The organism is Paenibacillus alvei DSM 29 (assembly GCF_000293805.1).
Classification (GTDB): Bacteria; Bacillota; Bacilli; order Paenibacillales; family Paenibacillaceae; genus Paenibacillus_B; species Paenibacillus_B alvei.
This window is the reverse complement of the sequence record NZ_AMBZ01000002.1, coordinates 131,942-148,970: the sequence shown is the minus strand read 5'-3', so window position 1 is coordinate 148,970 and position 17,029 is coordinate 131,942. Positions and strand designations below refer to the sequence as shown.

General features: G+C 48.6%; 11 protein-coding genes. 8 read left to right on the top strand and 3 right to left on the bottom strand.

Annotation, left to right across the window (positions count from 1 at the left end; translation table 11 throughout):
* Positions 1 to 58 precede the first annotated feature (58 nt).
* Both PAV_RS07155 and PAV_RS07150 read right to left on the bottom strand, forming a co-directional pair.
* Complete coding sequence (locus tag PAV_RS07155; protein ID WP_005544670.1) at positions 59 to 871, bottom strand: OmpA/MotB family protein; 813 nt, start codon at positions 869 to 871, stop codon at positions 59 to 61.
* The gene (locus tag PAV_RS07150; protein WP_005544666.1) at positions 855 to 1,667 is read right to left on the bottom strand and encodes a flagellar motor protein; all 813 of its coding nucleotides are present in this window, start codon (positions 1,665 to 1,667) and stop codon (positions 855 to 857) included. Before PAV_RS07150 ends, PAV_RS07155 begins: the two co-directional genes overlap by 17 nt.
* 497 nt (positions 1,668 to 2,164) lie before the next feature.
* Between PAV_RS07150 and uvrB the strand changes: the two genes are divergently transcribed.
* From uvrB to PAV_RS07135, 3 genes are all read left to right on the top strand, one after another.
* Positions 2,165 to 4,162, top strand: coding sequence for an excinuclease ABC subunit UvrB (gene uvrB / locus PAV_RS07145; RefSeq protein WP_005544660.1), 1,998 nt, complete (start codon positions 2,165 to 2,167; stop codon positions 4,160 to 4,162).
* Between the two features lie 68 nt (positions 4,163 to 4,230).
* Positions 4,231 to 7,107: an excinuclease ABC subunit UvrA gene (uvrA, locus tag PAV_RS07140; RefSeq protein ID WP_005544658.1), complete on the top strand. Its 2,877-nt coding sequence runs from the start codon at positions 4,231 to 4,233 to the stop codon at positions 7,105 to 7,107.
* 250 nt (positions 7,108 to 7,357) lie between these two features.
* Positions 7,358 to 8,122, top strand: a complete 765-nt coding sequence (locus PAV_RS07135; protein ID WP_040735593.1) for an HAD family hydrolase — start codon at positions 7,358 to 7,360, stop codon at positions 8,120 to 8,122.
* Between the two features lie 141 nt (positions 8,123 to 8,263).
* On the opposite strand, the gene PAV_RS07130 is transcribed toward PAV_RS07135, so the two are convergent.
* Entirely contained in the window at positions 8,264 to 9,886 is a 1,623-nt protein-coding gene (locus tag PAV_RS07130) for a nitrite/sulfite reductase (RefSeq protein WP_005544656.1), read from the bottom strand.
* 432 nt (positions 9,887 to 10,318) lie between these two features.
* On the opposite strand from PAV_RS07130, the gene PAV_RS07125 reads away from it, so the two are divergent.
* From PAV_RS07125 to PAV_RS07105, 5 genes are all read left to right on the top strand, one after another.
* Positions 10,319 to 10,522: a DUF2759 family protein gene (locus PAV_RS07125; RefSeq protein WP_005544655.1), complete on the top strand. Its 204-nt coding sequence runs from the start codon at positions 10,319 to 10,321 to the stop codon at positions 10,520 to 10,522.
* Between the two features lie 193 nt (positions 10,523 to 10,715).
* The gene (locus PAV_RS36020) at positions 10,716 to 11,009 is read left to right on the top strand and encodes a hypothetical protein (RefSeq protein WP_005544654.1); all 294 of its coding nucleotides are present in this window, start codon (positions 10,716 to 10,718) and stop codon (positions 11,007 to 11,009) included.
* Positions 11,010 to 11,041: 32 nt separating this feature from the next.
* Positions 11,042 to 11,920: a S1C family serine protease gene (locus PAV_RS07115; RefSeq protein WP_005544653.1), complete on the top strand. Its 879-nt coding sequence runs from the start codon at positions 11,042 to 11,044 to the stop codon at positions 11,918 to 11,920.
* Between the two features lie 60 nt (positions 11,921 to 11,980).
* On the top strand, positions 11,981 to 14,032 hold the full coding sequence (locus PAV_RS07110; RefSeq protein ID WP_005544652.1) for a copper amine oxidase N-terminal domain-containing protein: 2,052 nt from the start codon (positions 11,981 to 11,983) through the stop codon (positions 14,030 to 14,032).
* 261 nt (positions 14,033 to 14,293) lie between these two features.
* Complete coding sequence (locus PAV_RS07105) at positions 14,294 to 16,906, top strand: U32 family peptidase (RefSeq protein WP_005544651.1); 2,613 nt, start codon at positions 14,294 to 14,296, stop codon at positions 16,904 to 16,906.
* Positions 16,907 to 17,029 lie beyond the last annotated feature (123 nt).

Genomic DNA, 17,029 nt, shown 5'->3' with positions numbered 1-17,029 from the left:
AGTTTCCCTTGTGCATAACTACTGGATAACCATTTTGGTGGAGCTGTTAACTACTCGCTTATTGGATCATTTTCCGCAGAACGATAATCTCTACACGCCGATTTTGTTGTCGATGCTGTTCGGTATCGTTATCCACAAGTGGGCGCGTGTCCCCATATCCGGCAATTTGGAATTGGTCTGCATCCAGCTTATTGTCGTCGACAAAGTAGCGAAGTACAGATAGAGCACGGGCAGCAGACAGCTCCCAGTTATCTTTATACCGTCCGCCTTGTGCAAACGGCAAATTATCCGTATGCCCTTCGATACTGATTAACGTGCTCAGCTTAGGAAATAAGGTAGCGAGCTTCTTCAGCGGTGGCAGTGCATTTTCCTTTAAATCCGCACGACTTAGGTCGAACAACAGGCGGTCGCTCATTCGAATGGCGATGCCTTTGGGTGTATCAGATACGGTAATTTGACTTCCAAGCTTATTGTCATCCACATACTGTTGAATGACGCCCATAAAGTTTTTTAGCTCTGCTTCTTGCTTGCGGAAGGCTAGGTCCTTATTCGTAATTGTACCGATAGCCACCGCTTTTTCCTCTTTGTCTTTGCCGCTTGACCCATCTTGCTGCTTTTGCTTATCCCCAGTTTGTCCAGGCTTAGAATAAGCTCCATCTAGAATGGTAGAGCCCTTTAAAGACGTATCCGTATTTCGGAAGGATAGCTGTAGGGTTTCAGATAGTGACTCGTATTTATCCACATCAACTTTACTCATCGCGTACATGACGACGAAAAAGATCATGAGCAAGGTAATGAGATCCGCGTAAGTAATGAGCCAGCGCTCGTGGTTTTCAGCGCGTGCCGCTTGTTTTCTATTTCTGCGTCTCATGGATCATCCCCCGGTTTGTTTCAGGAACCAATTTCAGCGGCGCGAAGGAGTCTTCGGCAAGCAGGAACGATCCCAGCTTTTTGCGAATGAGTTGCGGGTTCTCACCAGCTTGTACTGCTAATACGCCGTATTCGATCATTTCCATCACACGCAAGTCTTCCATGCTTCGCGCTTTGATTTTGCTTGCAATCGGCAAGTATATAATATTCGCAGTTGCAACACCGTATAAGGTAGCTGTGAAGGCAACGGCAATCGATGGCCCAAGTGTCGAGGGATCCGACAAATTGGCAAGAACATGAATCAGTCCCATGACTGTTCCGATGATCCCCATTGTTGGCGCATAGCCGCCAGCAGCCTCGAACATTTTAGCATAACCTTCATGCTTTTCTTCAATTGCATCCATCTCCAGCTCCATCATCTGCTTTACGAGCTCGGGATCGGTCCCGTCCACAATCATCATAATACCATCACGCAAATAGCCATTGTCATGCTTGTGGATGCTGTTCTCCAATGCAAGTACACCTTCGCGACGAGCGACAGTGCTCATCGCAACAATGTCGTCAATTAATTGCTGTGGGTTCTCAGTGCTGCGGCCGAAGGCCATCTTAAGCGCATTCGGAATGCTGCGCAGCCGCTTGCCAGGGAAGCTGATGACGACGGCGGCAATCGTGCCGCCGAACACGATAAGTGCAGCCGTTTTTTCCCAGAGACCGCCCATTTGGCCGCCTTCCCATAGGAAGCCCCCGATGAGTGCAGCCAAGCCGGCAAGAATACCAATAACAGTTGTTTTGTCCATAGAAATAATCCTCTCTCCCGTTCAATGTTTCCCATTTGCATCCAATCGACGAAAAGAGTATAATGGAAAAGGGAACAAACATTCTTATTTTTTCATATGTAAAGATGATATCCGCCTCATGCGGGACCTTCTTTGCAACAATTTTGCAAGCAATATGATAATGCCAACAGACCTGTGCGAAGTTTTTTTTCGCGATGCTGTTCCTGATATGTTTATCGGGTGGAAAATGGGTAAAGTTTAGGGAAGGGGCAGGTTCTCAGAGCTGTGCCGAAGTTTTGAGTCGAGAGTCCTAGAATGTCCCAGAATAATGAAAATTTGTGCTTATATGCAGGAGTATATGCCTATAAGCAATGGCATGATAAGGAAGCTTTTTCTGCATTAATCGAATGTTCACTGTACAGGTCATGAGCACGGCTGCTTGATTTTGGCTTCGACTCTCGACTGATGCAGTTCATCATATGAAATATACATGATATTAAATAGAAAGCGGTGAAGTTGTGACGGACTTTGAAAGGGAAGAGAGGCCTTTTGAGCTAGTATCTGATTTTTCTCCTCAGGGGGATCAGCCTAAGGCGATTGAACAATTGGTTGAGGGCATTAATCAAGGGAAACGGTATCAGACGCTGCTTGGAGCGACCGGAACAGGGAAAACCTTTACGATTGCCCAAACAATAGCGCGTTTGAACCGTCCGACGCTTATTATTGCCCATAATAAGACACTGGCAGCACAGTTGTGCAGTGAGTTCAAGGAATTTTTCCCGAACAATGCCGTGTCTTATTTTGTCAGTTACTACGATTACTATCAGCCGGAAGCCTATATTCCTTCTTCCGATACGTACATCGAGAAGGATTCGAGTATTAATGAGGAGATTGATAAGCTGCGCCACTCGGCGACAAGTTCCTTGTTCGAACGCCGTGACGTGATTATCGTAGCGAGCGTGTCGTGCATATATGGCTTGGGTTCCCCGATGGAATACGGCAATCTAGTGTTGTCGCTGCGAGTAGGTATGGAAAAGCCGCGCAACACAATCCTTAGCAAGCTGGTAGACATCCAATATCAGCGCAATGATATGAACTTCACACGCGGTACGTTCCGCGTACGAGGCGATGTAGTTGAAATCTTTCCTGCCTCGAATGGCGAAAATGCAGTTCGCGTCGAACTGTTCGGCGATGAGATCGAGCGTATAACCGAAATCGACGTTTTGACAGGAGAGATTATCGGCGAGCGTGAGCATGTTGCGATCTTCCCGGCTTCTCACTTCGTAACGAGAGAAGAAACGATGAAGCTGGCTCTTGTCAATATTGAGCGGGAATTGGAAGAGCGGTTAGAAGAACTGCGAAGTATGGGCAAGCTGTTAGAAGCACAACGATTGGAGCAGCGTACTCGTTATGATATCGAGATGATGCAGGAGATGGGCTTTTGTTCGGGTATCGAGAACTACTCTGGCCCGCTTACATTCCGCGAGCGCGGCGCTACGCCTTATACGCTGCTCGATTATTTCCCTGACGACTTCCTTGTCGTGGTCGACGAGTCTCATGTTACGCTCCCGCAGGTTCGGGCGATGTACAATGGAGACAAAGCGCGTAAGGAAGTACTTGTTGAGCATGGTTTCCGCCTGCCGTCGGCATTGGACAATCGACCGCTCAAGTTTGAGGAGTTCGAACAAAAGGTAGGTCAAGCGGTGTTCGTATCGGCCACACCAGGACCATACGAGCTGGAGCATTGTCCGAAGATGGTCGAGCAAATTATCCGGCCGACAGGACTGCTGGATCCGATTATCGAGGTACGCCCAACGAAAGGACAGATTGACGATCTGATTGAAGAAATCCGCATACGCTTGGATAGGGAAGAGCGCGTCCTTGTCACGACATTGACGAAGAAGATGTCCGAGGATTTAACGGACTATTTGAAGGAGATCGGCATCAAGGTTCGCTATTTGCACTCTGATATTAAGACATTGGAGCGTATGATGCTGCTGCGTGATTTGCGGCTTGGTGTATATGATGTGTTAGTCGGCATTAACTTGCTGCGTGAAGGTCTAGACTTGCCGGAAGTATCGCTGGTAGCGATACTGGACGCAGATAAGGAAGGCTTCTTGCGTGCGGAACGCTCCCTCATTCAAACGATAGGGCGTGCGGCGCGGAATGCATCGGGACTTGTTATCATGTACGGGGATAAAATAACGGATTCGATGCATAAGGCTATTACCGAAACAGAGCGTCGTCGCCGCATTCAGATGGCGTTCAATGAAGAGCATGGCATTACGCCGCAGACGATTCGCAAGAAAGTGCGCGATGTGATCGAGGCAACGAAGACGGCGGAGACGAAGGAAGACTACAACATAAGCAAGTCTGTCGAGAAGATGTCGAAGAAGGATCGCCAGTCGGTCATTCAGCGCTTGGAAGCGGAAATGAAAGATGCAGCGAAAAACCTTCAATTCGAGCGCGCGGCCGAGCTGCGTGATGCTTTGCTGGAATTGAAGGCGATGGACTAACATAGAGCAGTGATTTTAGATGCCGTGCTTGGTTCGAGTGAACCTGAACGAGCAGGAGGGGTATTCCATTGGCTAGTGAACATATTGTAATCAAAGGGGCACGCGCCCACAATTTGAAAAATATCGATGTAACGATTCCGCGTGACAAGTTTGTTGTACTTACGGGCCTAAGCGGTTCGGGCAAATCGTCATTAGCCTTCGACACGATTTATGCCGAGGGACAGCGCCGCTATGTGGAATCCCTATCCGCTTACGCGCGTCAATTTTTAGGGCAGATGGAGAAGCCGGATGTCGACTCGATCGATGGGCTTTCTCCAGCTATCTCGATTGACCAGAAGACGACAAGCCGGAATCCGCGCTCAACGGTTGGTACAGTTACTGAAATTTATGACTACCTTCGCCTGTTGTTCGCGCGCATTGGTCATCCGCATTGTCCGGAACACGGGATTGAGATTACGTCGCAAACGGTAGAACAAATGGTAGACCGTATCATGACGTACCCTGAGCGTACTAAGCTTCAACTGCTTGCCCCTGTCATCTCTGGTCGTAAAGGGGAGCATAAGACTGTATTTGCTGATATCCAAAAGCAAGGCTTCGTGCGGGTACGTGTAGATGGGGAAATACGCGATGTGTCTGAGACGATTGAATTGGAGAAAAATCGGAAGCACACGATAGAAGTGGTTGTAGACCGAATCGTCGTGAAGGAAGATGTACAATCGCGTCTTGCCGATTCCATTGAGACCGCATTGAAGCTGTCAGGAGGCAAGCTGATTGTGGATATTATCGGCGAGGAGGAGCTTGTATTCAGTTCGAATTTGGCTTGTCCCGAGTGCGGATTCAGTATAGATGAGCTTGCTCCGCGTATGTTCTCCTTCAATAGTCCATTTGGTGCTTGTCCGGAATGTGATGGGCTCGGGATGAAGATGATTGTGGATCCGGAGCTGCTTGTGCCGGATCGTGAACGTACGATTGAAGATGGTGCTTTTGAGGCCTGGGCAGGCAGCACGTCGAACTACTACCCGCAGTTTCTTGCTGCGGTATGTGAACATTACGGAATTGCTACGGATGTGCCGGTGTCGCAGTTGGATAAGGAGCAGATGTCTAAGCTGATGAATGGTACGGGCGGGGAGAAGGTTCGTTTCCGCTATGAGAATGATTTCGGTCATAAGAAGGAAGCGTACGTGCCGTTCGAAGGAATCGTTCATAACTTGGAGCGTCGTTATCGCGAAACGGCATCAGAAGGCATTCGTGAGTATATTGAAGGCTTTATGAGTGCAAAGCCGTGCGGATCTTGTAAAGGTCATCGCCTGCGCAAGGAAAGCTTGGCGGTTACGGTTGGCAAGGAAAACATGGCCTATGTAACCTCCCTCTCAATTGGGGAAGCACAGCGCTTCTTCAGCGGCTTGGAGCTGACGGAGAAGGAACAATTGATTGCGCATCTTATTTTGAAGGAGATTAATTCTCGCCTAGGCTTTTTAGTGAATGTTGGGCTTGAATATTTAACTTTAAACCGCGCAGCGGGAACACTGTCTGGCGGTGAGGCACAGCGCATTCGCCTGGCGACCCAGATTGGCTCTAGCTTAATGGGTGTTCTATACATTTTGGACGAGCCTAGTATTGGCTTGCATCAACGGGACAATGACCGTTTGATTCAGACGCTGGAGCATATGCGTGATTTGGGGAATACATTGATTGTCGTTGAGCACGATGAGGATACGATGCTGGCAGCCGATTATATTATCGACATCGGTCCAGGCGCTGGAATCCATGGCGGTATGGTTGTGGCTGAGGGAACGCCGAACCAGATCATGAAGGACAAGAACTCGCTGACGGGTCAATATTTGAGCGGCCGCAAGTTCATTCCGGTACCTGAGGAACGCCGTCAGAATGATGGACGCTGGCTGGAAGTTCGCGGGGCGAAGGAGAACAATTTGCGGGGCGTTCATGTCAAGATTCCGCTTGGCGTCTTTACAGCCGTTACGGGTGTATCCGGTTCTGGTAAATCGACACTCGTTAACGAGATACTATATAAGACACTGGCACGCGACCTGAATAAAGCGAAGGTTCGCCCGGGTGAGCATAAGGAAATTCGCGGACTAGAGCATATCGATAAGGTCATTGATATTGACCAATCACCGATTGGACGGACTCCGCGCTCGAATCCGGCAACGTATACAGGCGTGTTCGACGATATCCGCGACCTGTTCGCGTCTACAAATGAAGCGAAAATTCGCGGCTACAAGAAGGGACGCTTCAGCTTCAACGTGAAGGGCGGCCGCTGTGAAGCATGTCGCGGCGACGGGATTATTAAGATTGAGATGCACTTCCTGCCTGACGTATATGTGCCTTGCGAGGTATGTAAGGGCAAACGCTATAACCGTGAAACACTGGAAGTGAAATATAAAGGGAAAAACATTGCAGACGTGCTGGAAATGACGGTGGAAGATGCCGTAGAGTTCTTCCAGAACGTTCCGCGCATTCATCGCAAGATTCAAACGATACTTGATGTCGGCCTTGGCTATATGAAGCTTGGACAGCCGGCGACAACGCTGTCTGGCGGTGAGGCACAGCGAGTCAAGCTGGCGGCTGAGCTTTATCGCCGCAGTACAGGCAAGACGATTTATATTTTGGATGAGCCGACTACAGGTCTCCATGTTGCGGATATTGATCGTTTGCTGCAGGTGCTCCACCGCCTTGTAGACTCCGGTGAGACGGTGCTTGTCATCGAACATAATTTGGATGTCATCAAGACAGCTGACTATATTATCGATTTGGGACCGGAAGGCGGCAGCGGCGGTGGCTCAATCGTTGCTCACGGTACCCCGGAACAGGTGGTAACTGTACCAGCTTCTTATACAGGCAAGTACTTGAAGCCGATTTTGGAGCGGGATGCGGAACGTACGAAGCAGTTAATGAAGAAGGAACGAGAAGCTCAGAACGTATAAATAAAGGCAGCAATTTGCTAGAGAAAAGAGCACGGTTCGGCTTATATGGTCAACTGTGTTCTTTTTTGTATGCTGATTCAAGCCGTGGAGGATCAACAATAGAGAACCAGGAAATGCCATGATGCCCTTTTATCCATTATCAAGTTTCTATTTTAGAATTTATAAAGTTGGAAAGGGGGCAGGCAGGAGACCATGCTTTGTCTGCCGAATTGGTAGGGCAACGATATTGTTCAAGCAGAGGATGGTGCAGATGGTACAGCTTCAAGTTGGTTCATGCAGCACGAAGGTACGAGGGATCTTATTCGATAAGGATGGAACATTACTGCAGTTCATTAGCTTATGGGGCTGGTGGGCAGAGAAGGTAATGAAGGACTTGGAAATGGAGCTGAAAAAAGAAGGAGGCTCTTTGCCGGAAGATCCAGGATATATATTAGGTGTCCATATTGATGCTGATGGATCAATTCGATCGCATGATCGGCAAGGGCCGCTTGCGATGGGGTCCCCGACGCAAATGATTTCGATTGCGACATACCTGCTCTATAAGGAAGGGGTTCCATGGAATCAGGCAGTGCAACGGATGACAGCCTTATTTGAAGAGGCAAACGAGCAATTGTTGGAGCACGCGAATATTGTTCCTGTTACCGGTGTCGTTCCGTTCCTAGAGCGCTGCCGTCAGCATGGACTTCGCATGGCGGTAGTTACGGCAGATGATAAAGGACCATCAGAGCAGCATTTGCAGAAGATGGGGATACGCCACTACTTTGATGCTGTAGTAGGTGATGATTGCGTATCCCAAGGGAAGCCTTATCCGGACATGGTGGAATTGGCATGCCGTGAGATTGGTTTGGAACCGCATGAAATCATCGTTATCGGGGATTCGGTCGGCGACATGGAGATGGGGCGTGCAGCCGGGTCAAGTCTACAGGTATTCATCGATGAGGCGAACCAGTTCGACACTGCACCTGAGTCCGCAGATGTAATGATTCGATCGTATGAGGAAATTGAGATGATATAGCTTGGCTGATGCAGCAATTCATGAGAATCAGCATAGTGACGAAGCGAAGAGACCAACCAAAGCATGATGCTGAGGCTGGTCTCTCGTTCATTGCGCAGGTGGAGGGAAAGCTTGCGAGGATGTATTCATTCACTATCGAGACTAGCAGATAGGAGCGGCCAATATTTCAGTTAGGCGCTGCTGGAACGCATCCGCTCCTACGCGAAGGAAGAAGCTGTGGAACGTCTCTTTAGACTTGCGTTCCTGCTTGTAAAAACGAAGAAGCTGCTCAAGAACGTAAGGGACATCGTCTCCCTTTACACGTCCTTTCAATGTGGTGTTGAAACGGGCATTCGGTCCAAGTATGCCGCCAACCGCGATATCGAAGGCGTCAACCATGCCCTGCTCAGTTTTCACAAGAGCTCCTTGCAGTCCAATATCAGCCACATGCTTTTGTCCGCATGCATTTGGGCATCCAATGAAATGAATACGGATACGTTCATCCAGATCGGTAACATGCTCATCCAAGTAATCAGCTACCCGACGAGCACGTTCTTTCGTTTCTACAATAGCCAGATTGCAAAATTCGTTGCCTGTACATGATACCGTCCGGCTCATGAATGGCTTTGGATGTGGAGTGATGCGCTGCAGCACGGGAAGAGCGAGAACCTCATCGACTAGATGCTCAGGTATTCCTGTCAGAATGATGTTCTGGGACATCGTTGTCCGCAACAATCCGTCTCCATATGTTTCGGCTGCGTCCGCAAGCTGGCGGAACTCTTGGGCATTTAGCCGACCGATCGGCACATTTAAACCAATATAGAATAGACCATCCTGCTTCTGCGGATGTACTCCGTCAAAATATGCCGCTTGCCAGCCAACGGTCTTGTCTTCTCCACGAGCAGGAAATTTGCCGATGAGCTCTTCCAATCGAGTTTGAAAGGCATCAACTCCCCATGCAGCTATCAGGAATTTCAACCGTGCATGATGGCGCTTTTCACGGAAACCATGATCTCGGAACAAGGTAGTAACACCGATGGCTACCTTGAGTACCTCTTCAGGGCGGATGAACATATTCAGCTTCTGAGCTAAATGCGGTTTGGCAGATAGGCCGCCTCCAACATGGGCATGGAAGCCAAGTACTTCTTCGCCATCTATGATTTTGACGGCAGGGGTGAAGGCTAAGTCATTAATTTCAGCATGCGCGTTGTTATAGATGTTAGCGGATATCGACATTTTGTATTTGCGCGGCAAGTTAGAAAAGTCACGGTTTAAGAGAAAGAAATCATTTACTTCATTAACAAGCTCGGTCGTGTCGATTAATTCATCAGGGTCGATACCGGCAAGCGGATTGCCGACAATTGTGCGCGGGCAGTCGCCGCAAGCCTCATAAGAATAGAGTCCAACCTGTTGCAGACGATTAAATATATCAGGGAGGTTCTCAACTCGCAGCCAGTGGTATTGAATTGCTTGGCGTGTTGTTACGTCCATTAATCCCCGACCGTACAGATCTGCAATCTCTGCGAGCGCACGAGCTTGAACGGCGGACATAATCCCGGAATTGATGCGGATGCGCATCATAAAATGTCCGTCCTTTGGCTTTTGCTCGTAGACGCCAGCCCATTTAAATCGGCCCTTGTCATCCTCTGGGATAGATTCATAGCCTTGGTGCGCGTATGTTTCGATAATATCGCGGATGACATCAAGACCGTCCTTCTCCATTTTCACAAATTCAAACTTATTCAGCTTTGCGGTTTCTTTCATCCAAATCGGATCATAAGCCATGGCAGTTTCCTCACTTCCTTAACTTGTTTATTCCGATATAAATAGTAAGAATTATTGGTGAGGATATCGTAACATATTTCCAGTAAGGCGATAATGCGTGTATAAGACAAAGAGCTATTACAATTTCTAATAAATGCATTCAATATCTCTTATGAATGACACCCGGTGAACATGGTGAGATATTCCAACGAATATGAAGTTGAATATCGATCATGATTGTAGGTTATGATCGAAATCAAAATTGGATGAGGGCATGTCCATCATTCTCTTACTCAATGACATCTATCATGCTCAATTTCGGAGACGAGGGATAAAACATGAAATATTGGTGACAATCTTGTTAAATATGAAAAATTTGCCTTGCATCTTTTGCTGGGTAAATATAACATAGATGCATATGAGTATAATGCACGTGTAGAGGGAGGTCACACCATGTTTTTGGCCGAAGCAGCACAACAGAGCGAAAGTACCTATCAGCATTTTGATCTATTTATGATTGCGTTTACTTTAATCTTGATCTGGGCAGTTCTTCGCCAAATCAAGCAGCGTCCTCGCAACCTATTTGCGCTCGGCTTCGCCGTTGTGAGCTTGCTTGTATTTTTATATGCGGATTGGATAATGGTGCAGGGTTGGTAATCGACATCCAGCTTTCTTACAATTGATCTTCACATAACACATAAGGCGATACATACATGTCTTGTACAAGCGGACTCCTTGGTGGATATCATCAAGGAGTCTTTTTTCTTGCATAAGTTCTGTAGTTGGTGGAGAATGAGAAGGTAGATTGGGATGTCCCGATGGATGTGGGGACAAGAGGAGGAACAACCGAATGGTTGAGCGAGGAAAGAGAAGTCACACACGAAGTACAGCATTTATGGAGTTTATTCGAAACACAATGAAAAGAAGGCTCCTCCTTTTTGCGGCATTCGTGCTGTTTGGAGCGTCCGTTGTACCAGCTTCAGCAGGGGCAGAGGCGTCTTTTCGGGCCGTAAAGGTGAAGGACAAGGTATATGTGGAGGCAGAGGCGCTAGAGCAGATTGCGGGCGGCAAAGGTACTTATGATAACAAGTCCAATACATATCGATTTAAGTCGAATGATATACCTGCAATTGTAGAAAAGTAAGTCCATCTGTCGTTTCTATCATTGGCAGGCAAGTGGATGCAGAAGATAATTCAGACAATTGGTTGTCTCATGGCACAGGTGTCGTGATTCGCAAGGATGGATGGATCGTTACCAATGCTCATGTGATTTTGGCGCTGAAGAAGCCGGTAGTTGTAACGCCGGAAGGGAAATCCTATGCCGTGTCCAAGTGGTTCGCAGATGAGGAGAGCGATATCGCCTTGATCAAAATTGCTGCTCAGAACATGAAGCCGGCCGTTTTTGTGCGTCCGAACTCGACGCTCAAGGTGGGGGAAGCGGTTGTAGCGCTTGGAACACCGGTCTCCTTTATGCTGCGCAATTCAGCGACTTCAGGCATTATTAGCGGTATCGACCGAGCTGTCGATTCCAGTTACAAGCTCATTCAGACGGATGCGGCGATTAACCCAGGCAATAGTGGGGGGCCGCTCGTGAATATGCGTGGCGAAGTAATAGGAATCAATTCGATGAAGTTCGCAGCTGTAGGGATTGAGAACATGGGATTCACAATTCCGGCAGATACAGTAACGATGGTAGTGCAGCACTTTTTCAAATATAGCAAGATGAAGCGGGCATCGATCGGCGTTGAGCTGGAAGAGAGCTGGGCTGCGTATGTAGGCTTGCCCACCGATGATCCGATCAGGGTGACGAATGTCGTGAGCCCACAAGCGAAAAAGGCAGGCATTGCAGAGGGCGATGTGCTGTATGCCATTAACGGCAAACCTGTGAAGACTTTGGTTGATGTGAATGAGGTTTTGAAGGTGTATTTGCCCGGACAACAGGTTAAGCTGACAATGCAAGCAAAAGGCAATCTTGTCACAAAGGTTGTTGCCTTGAGTGAGGCAACGAAGCCGGCAGTTAAAAAGGAATCTGAAGTTGATAAGAACATGGAGTAATGAATGATTGTTCCTAATTCAAATGTATAGAGTTGAAGATGCAAAGGGAGAGTGCCTCATATGGGAGAGACGACTCGATTTCCATTCTCTAGCCATTTTTGGCGGAAGAATATCGCGATTATGACGATGGCTGCAGTAGTAGCGGGGACAATAGGCTGGAGTGCATCCCCTACCTCGATCGCGGCAGCAAGCGCCGCGGTTCATCAAGAAGAATTGCTTCGATTGAAAGCGGGCAGTACAACTGCAATGTGGAATGGCGAGAAGCTGACAATTATTAAGCCATATGTTCGCCAAGGAGTAACGATGGTTCCGCTCAGCATTTTTACGAAAGTATTCGATGCGGATATGAAATGGGAGAAAAACGACGTTGTGATTTTGGACAGCGATGCTGCATCTATTCGTATGCGAATCGGTAAGAAGCAAGCAATGCTCAATGACAAGCTGGTCACACTGGCGGTGGCTCCTGAAATGACTGGCGGTACAGCGATGGTCCCGCTCAAGCCGCTTGCACAGGCTTTTGGAGCCTCATATTCGGTGGATAAGGATAACACGATTGTTCTACGCTGGAAGGAAGCAGGTACTCTCGCAGGTGCGGCTATAGATGTAAGTGCGAAGGCTGAGCGTGTCGGCGATTCTTACTATCAATGGAATATGGTATTGCCTAAAGGTTGGAGATATGAGAGTTTGATTCCTGATGAATCCAACATCATTTTTGCCAATCCGACGCGGCAAGTCTATATGACGATCGATGTACTGGATTGGAATTCGAAAGCACTGGAGCATTGGGCAGATATATTTAAGGGAAAACCAACAGAACAGCAATTAATGGAATACCTCCAAACGGAAGAGACGTATGGTATGTCCGGTGCTGAGTCTGAAATATCAGAATCACGTACAGGCAAGGTTGATGGTATTGCATATGCACAGGCTGTCATGGCTAATGAAGATGAAATGTATATTGCCCGCGTGCTCAGTACGAACGGTAAGCGTTATGTGGTGCGTATTTGGGATGATACTGCTCAGCAGACGAAGCAAATGCAGCAATATGTGCCGCTATTGAATACGTTCCGTCCAGACTATTCGGCAGTTGCAGGTACGTCCAATATTAGCTCGGTGAAGGATGGCTACCGCAATACGAAGTTATGGGGCAAGGGACTGACCATGGAGATCCCAGTAGAATGGGAAGCATCTGATACGTTTACTCAATCGTATGGGGCGAAAGATTGGGAGAAATATATCAATTATAATATCGCTTCCGCTGCACAAGGCACTACACTCGATCAAATGGTCAACAATCATGTCACCTTGCTCAAAAAGACAACCAAGCCTGAGCATTTGCAAATTGAGCCTGCACAGGACGTGAAGCTGGCGGATGGCAAAGCGGCAAAATCGATCTTGGTCAAGAGTCGGATTGACGAGAAAAACTGGAAGGTGACGATACAGCAGCTCGTTATCGATGAAGGTGTGCAGTATTTGATGATTTATCATTGCCCGGATAACCAGGAAGGTATCGCACTTGGCAAACGTATTCTTTCTTCAATGAAGGTGGACGGAAGCGTGAAGAAAGATCTCAACGAACCAGAAGACTTTCCGAAAGGCGACGATTGGTACAAGGATTGGGCTGCTTCCTCGCCTCGCAAAGCTGAGAATTACGGGTTTACGCTGCAAGTGCCGGATTGGTGGACAACCGGATTCTATGGTTGGGCAGACGAGTATTATGACAGTGAACAGGATTCAGGTGTGATTGCCTTATACACGCTGCCGAACAGCGGTTTCTCGATTCATGTGGATCCTGTGCGGACGGTAGAAGAGGCGTTTGCCATATGGGAAGATTATTACAAAGAAGAGGGAACTGCAAAGTTTGAAATTGTAAAGCAAGAGAAGACAACCGTTCAGGGACATAAGGCTTTGGTGGTAGAAATGAAAGGGATGAATGAACCAAGTCAAACGAGCTTTACGCAGAACATGCTGTTGATTGCCCGTGATGGCAAGGTATTCTCGCTTTTGTATTCCGTTGATAATTCCTCTTCAACACCGGAACTGCTTGACTCTTTGAAGCGTACGATGAAATCTTTTCAATTTACGGATCAAGTGACGAATAAGAAATCGTGATACAGGCAGCATCCTAGCCGTTCTGGCGGGATGCTGTTCTTTTCTTTTTTGCATGTGGAAATATCCGTGCACAACCTGCAACGAGCAAGCTCATGCAGAGATCTGTACAGTGATAAAGAGTAATAAAGAGTGATAAAGGAAGTTCTAGCCTATACTGGAGTTTCAGCGTAAAGATCGCTATACTAATTGAAGCATATTTAAATAAGTAGATAGAGATGACCGCATCATGCGGCAATGGATAAATTAGCTTGGAGGATGAGCATGTCAACAATGAAGCAAGGGATACAGCGTGGAGATATCGAGCTGCTGGCGCCGGCTGGCGATTGGGATTGCATGCGTGCTGCAGTGGCAAATGGCGCGGACGCGATCTTTTTCGGAGTAGAGAAATTCAATGCGCGTGCGCGTGCGAACAATTTTCGTATGGATGATTTGCCGGACATTATGGCGTTTTTGCATAGTTATGGGGTTAAAGGATTTTTGACATTTAATATATTGGTGTTCGAAAATGAGCTTGAGGATGCGAAGGAGCTCATCGAGACATGTATCGATGCAGGCGTGGACGCAGTTATCGTGCAAGACTTGGGCTTGGTGAAAATGATTCGTGAAATTTCGCCGGACTTCCCGATCCACGGATCTACACAAATGACGATTACGTCGCCAGAAGCGGCTGAGTTTACGAAGCCGTATGGGATGGAGCGGGTCGTGCTTGGCCGTGAAAACAACTTGAAGCAAATTCAGAAGATTGGCGAGAAGGCCAACGTACCGATGGAAGTATTCGTGCATGGCGCACTGTGTGTCTCCTACTCTGGACAATGCTTGACGTCTGAAATGTGGGGCGGCCGCTCGGCGAACCGCGGTGAATGCGCACAGGCTTGTCGTTTGCCGTATGACATGATGGTTGACGGCGAGCATCAGCCGATGGGCGATGTGACGTATTTGCTGTCGCCGAAGGATTTGGCGGCCATTGATATTGTGCCAGAGTTGATTGAAGCGGGTGTCACGTCTTTTAAAATCGAAGGCCGCATGAAGCAGCCAGAATATGTAGCGAATGTGGTGAGCAAGTATCGCAAAGCGATTGATGACTACTTCGATGGCAATTGGGCTGGCCCATCGAAGGAAGAAGTCCGTGAGCTTCAGCAAAGCTTTTCTCGCGGCTTCACGCACGGCTTCTTGAAGGGAACGAACAACAAGCAGCTTGTGGACGGAACGTTCCCGAAAAGCCGCGGTGTATACGTGGGTACCGTACAGCAGGTACTGCGCGACGGTGTCGTATGTAAGCTGGAAGCGCCTTTGAAGCGCGGCGACGGCATTGGCTTCGATGCCGGTGATCCGACGAAGAAGGAAGAGGGCGGGCGCATCTACGATTTGCGCCGTCAAGGCGTGAAACTGGAAGGCGAAGCGGAGGAAGGCTGGATCGTGGACATTGTGCCAGGACGCAATGACGTGGATCTGCGCCGTGTTCATGTTGGGGATCGCATCTGGAAGACGAGCGACCAGGCGCTCGATAAGCGCATGCGTGCTACGTTTGAGACGGACAAGCCATACCGTGTCTTCCCTGTGCATGTGCGCGTAGAAGGCCGTGCTGGCGAACCATTGCGTACTTGGTGGACGGATGTACAAAAAGAAACGGTTGTCCAAGTAGATTCGGAATTGCCGCTTGATGTTGCACAAAAACGTCCAATGGACGAAGCGCTTCTTCGCGAGCAGTTCGGTCGTCTTGGCGGCACGGTGTATCAGCTTGAGGCCTTGGAAGCGGCGCTAGAAGGCGACGTCATTGTTCCGATGCGCGAATTAAATGCGATTCGTCGTCGTGCTGTGGAAGAGCTTGCTGGCGAGCGTCCGAAGCCACCGGTATACGTGAAGCACGATATCGAGGCTATGGGGGATGCCGTTAAAGAGCAAACACCAGTGCCATTCGGCGGTGCGCAATTGACAGCGCTGTGCCGCAACTTGGAGCAGGTGCAGGCTGCCGTGAAGACGGATGTGGCATTGATCTATGCTGACTTCGAATTCATTAAGCAATTCCCGGCTGCCATTGAGGCATGCCGCGCTGCAGGCAAACCGATTGCGCTGGTCACGCCGCGCATCCATATGCCGAACGAGAACGGGTACCATCGCAACATATTGAACCTGAAGCCGGATGCTGTTCTTGTCCGCAATACGGGAGCATTGAATTACTATCAATTGGAGAAGGCGGAGTGGGCAAGTAAGATGGCGGCCTCTGCGCATCCAAGCGAGGAGATCATGGAGCAGGCGGAGAATGATCCGAAGCTGGCTATCTGCCCAGGTAAACCGCAGGAAGAACCATTCCCGCAGCTAATCGGCGATTTCTCCTTGAACGTAGCGAACCATAAGACGGTGCAGCTGTTCAAGGAAGCGGGATTGGATCGCATTACGCCATCGTATGACTTGAACATTCAGCAAATGGTCGATATGCTGCGTCATGCAGATACGTCGATGTTGGAAATCGTCATTCATCAGCATTTGCCGATGTTCCATACTGAGCACTGCGTGTACTGCACGTTCCTGAGCGAAGGAACGGACTACACGAACTGCGGTCGTCCGTGCGAAGAACATCGTGTATCGCTGCGTGACCGTATCGGCATGTCTCACCCAGTCCGTGTAGACGAAGGCTGCCGCAATACCGTATACAACGCGATCGAGCAGTCGGGCGCGGAGTATTTGGTCAACTTCCTGGAGCTAGGCGTTAGCACATACCGTGTCGAGTTCTTGGAGGAAACGCCAGAGCAAGTGCAGGAGGTTATCGACCTGTACGGCCGTGCGCTTCGTGGCGAAATCAGCGGCACAGAAGTATGGCGCAAGCTGAAGGCAACGAACCAACTCGGCGTAACACGTGGGCAGTTGGTGAAGTAATGAAGTTGTTTTTTTGACACGTAAACAGTGATTACCATAATGGACTCGACCCAGATGACATGTGTAGAAGGGCTGCATGGAAATCTGGAGTCGGGTTCTTTTCTTTGTTAGAGAAACATCTAA

Coding starts and splice junctions, on each gene's coding strand:
- PAV_RS07155 (WP_005544670.1), bottom strand. CDS start 871: ATGAGACGCAGAAATAGAAAACAAGCGGCACGCGCTGAAAACCACGAG.
- PAV_RS07150 (WP_005544666.1), bottom strand. CDS start 1,667: ATGGACAAAACAACTGTTATTGGTATTCTTGCCGGCTTGGCTGCACTC.
- PAV_RS07135 (WP_040735593.1), top strand. CDS start 7,358: ATGGTACAGCTTCAAGTTGGTTCATGCAGCACGAAGGTACGAGGGATC.
- PAV_RS07130 (WP_005544656.1), bottom strand. CDS start 9,886: ATGGCTTATGATCCGATTTGGATGAAAGAAACCGCAAAGCTGAATAAG.
- PAV_RS07125 (WP_005544655.1), top strand. CDS start 10,319: ATGTTTTTGGCCGAAGCAGCACAACAGAGCGAAAGTACCTATCAGCAT.
- PAV_RS36020 (WP_005544654.1), top strand. CDS start 10,716: ATGGTTGAGCGAGGAAAGAGAAGTCACACACGAAGTACAGCATTTATG.
- PAV_RS07110 (WP_005544652.1), top strand. CDS start 11,981: ATGGGAGAGACGACTCGATTTCCATTCTCTAGCCATTTTTGGCGGAAG.
- PAV_RS07105 (WP_005544651.1), top strand. CDS start 14,294: ATGTCAACAATGAAGCAAGGGATACAGCGTGGAGATATCGAGCTGCTG.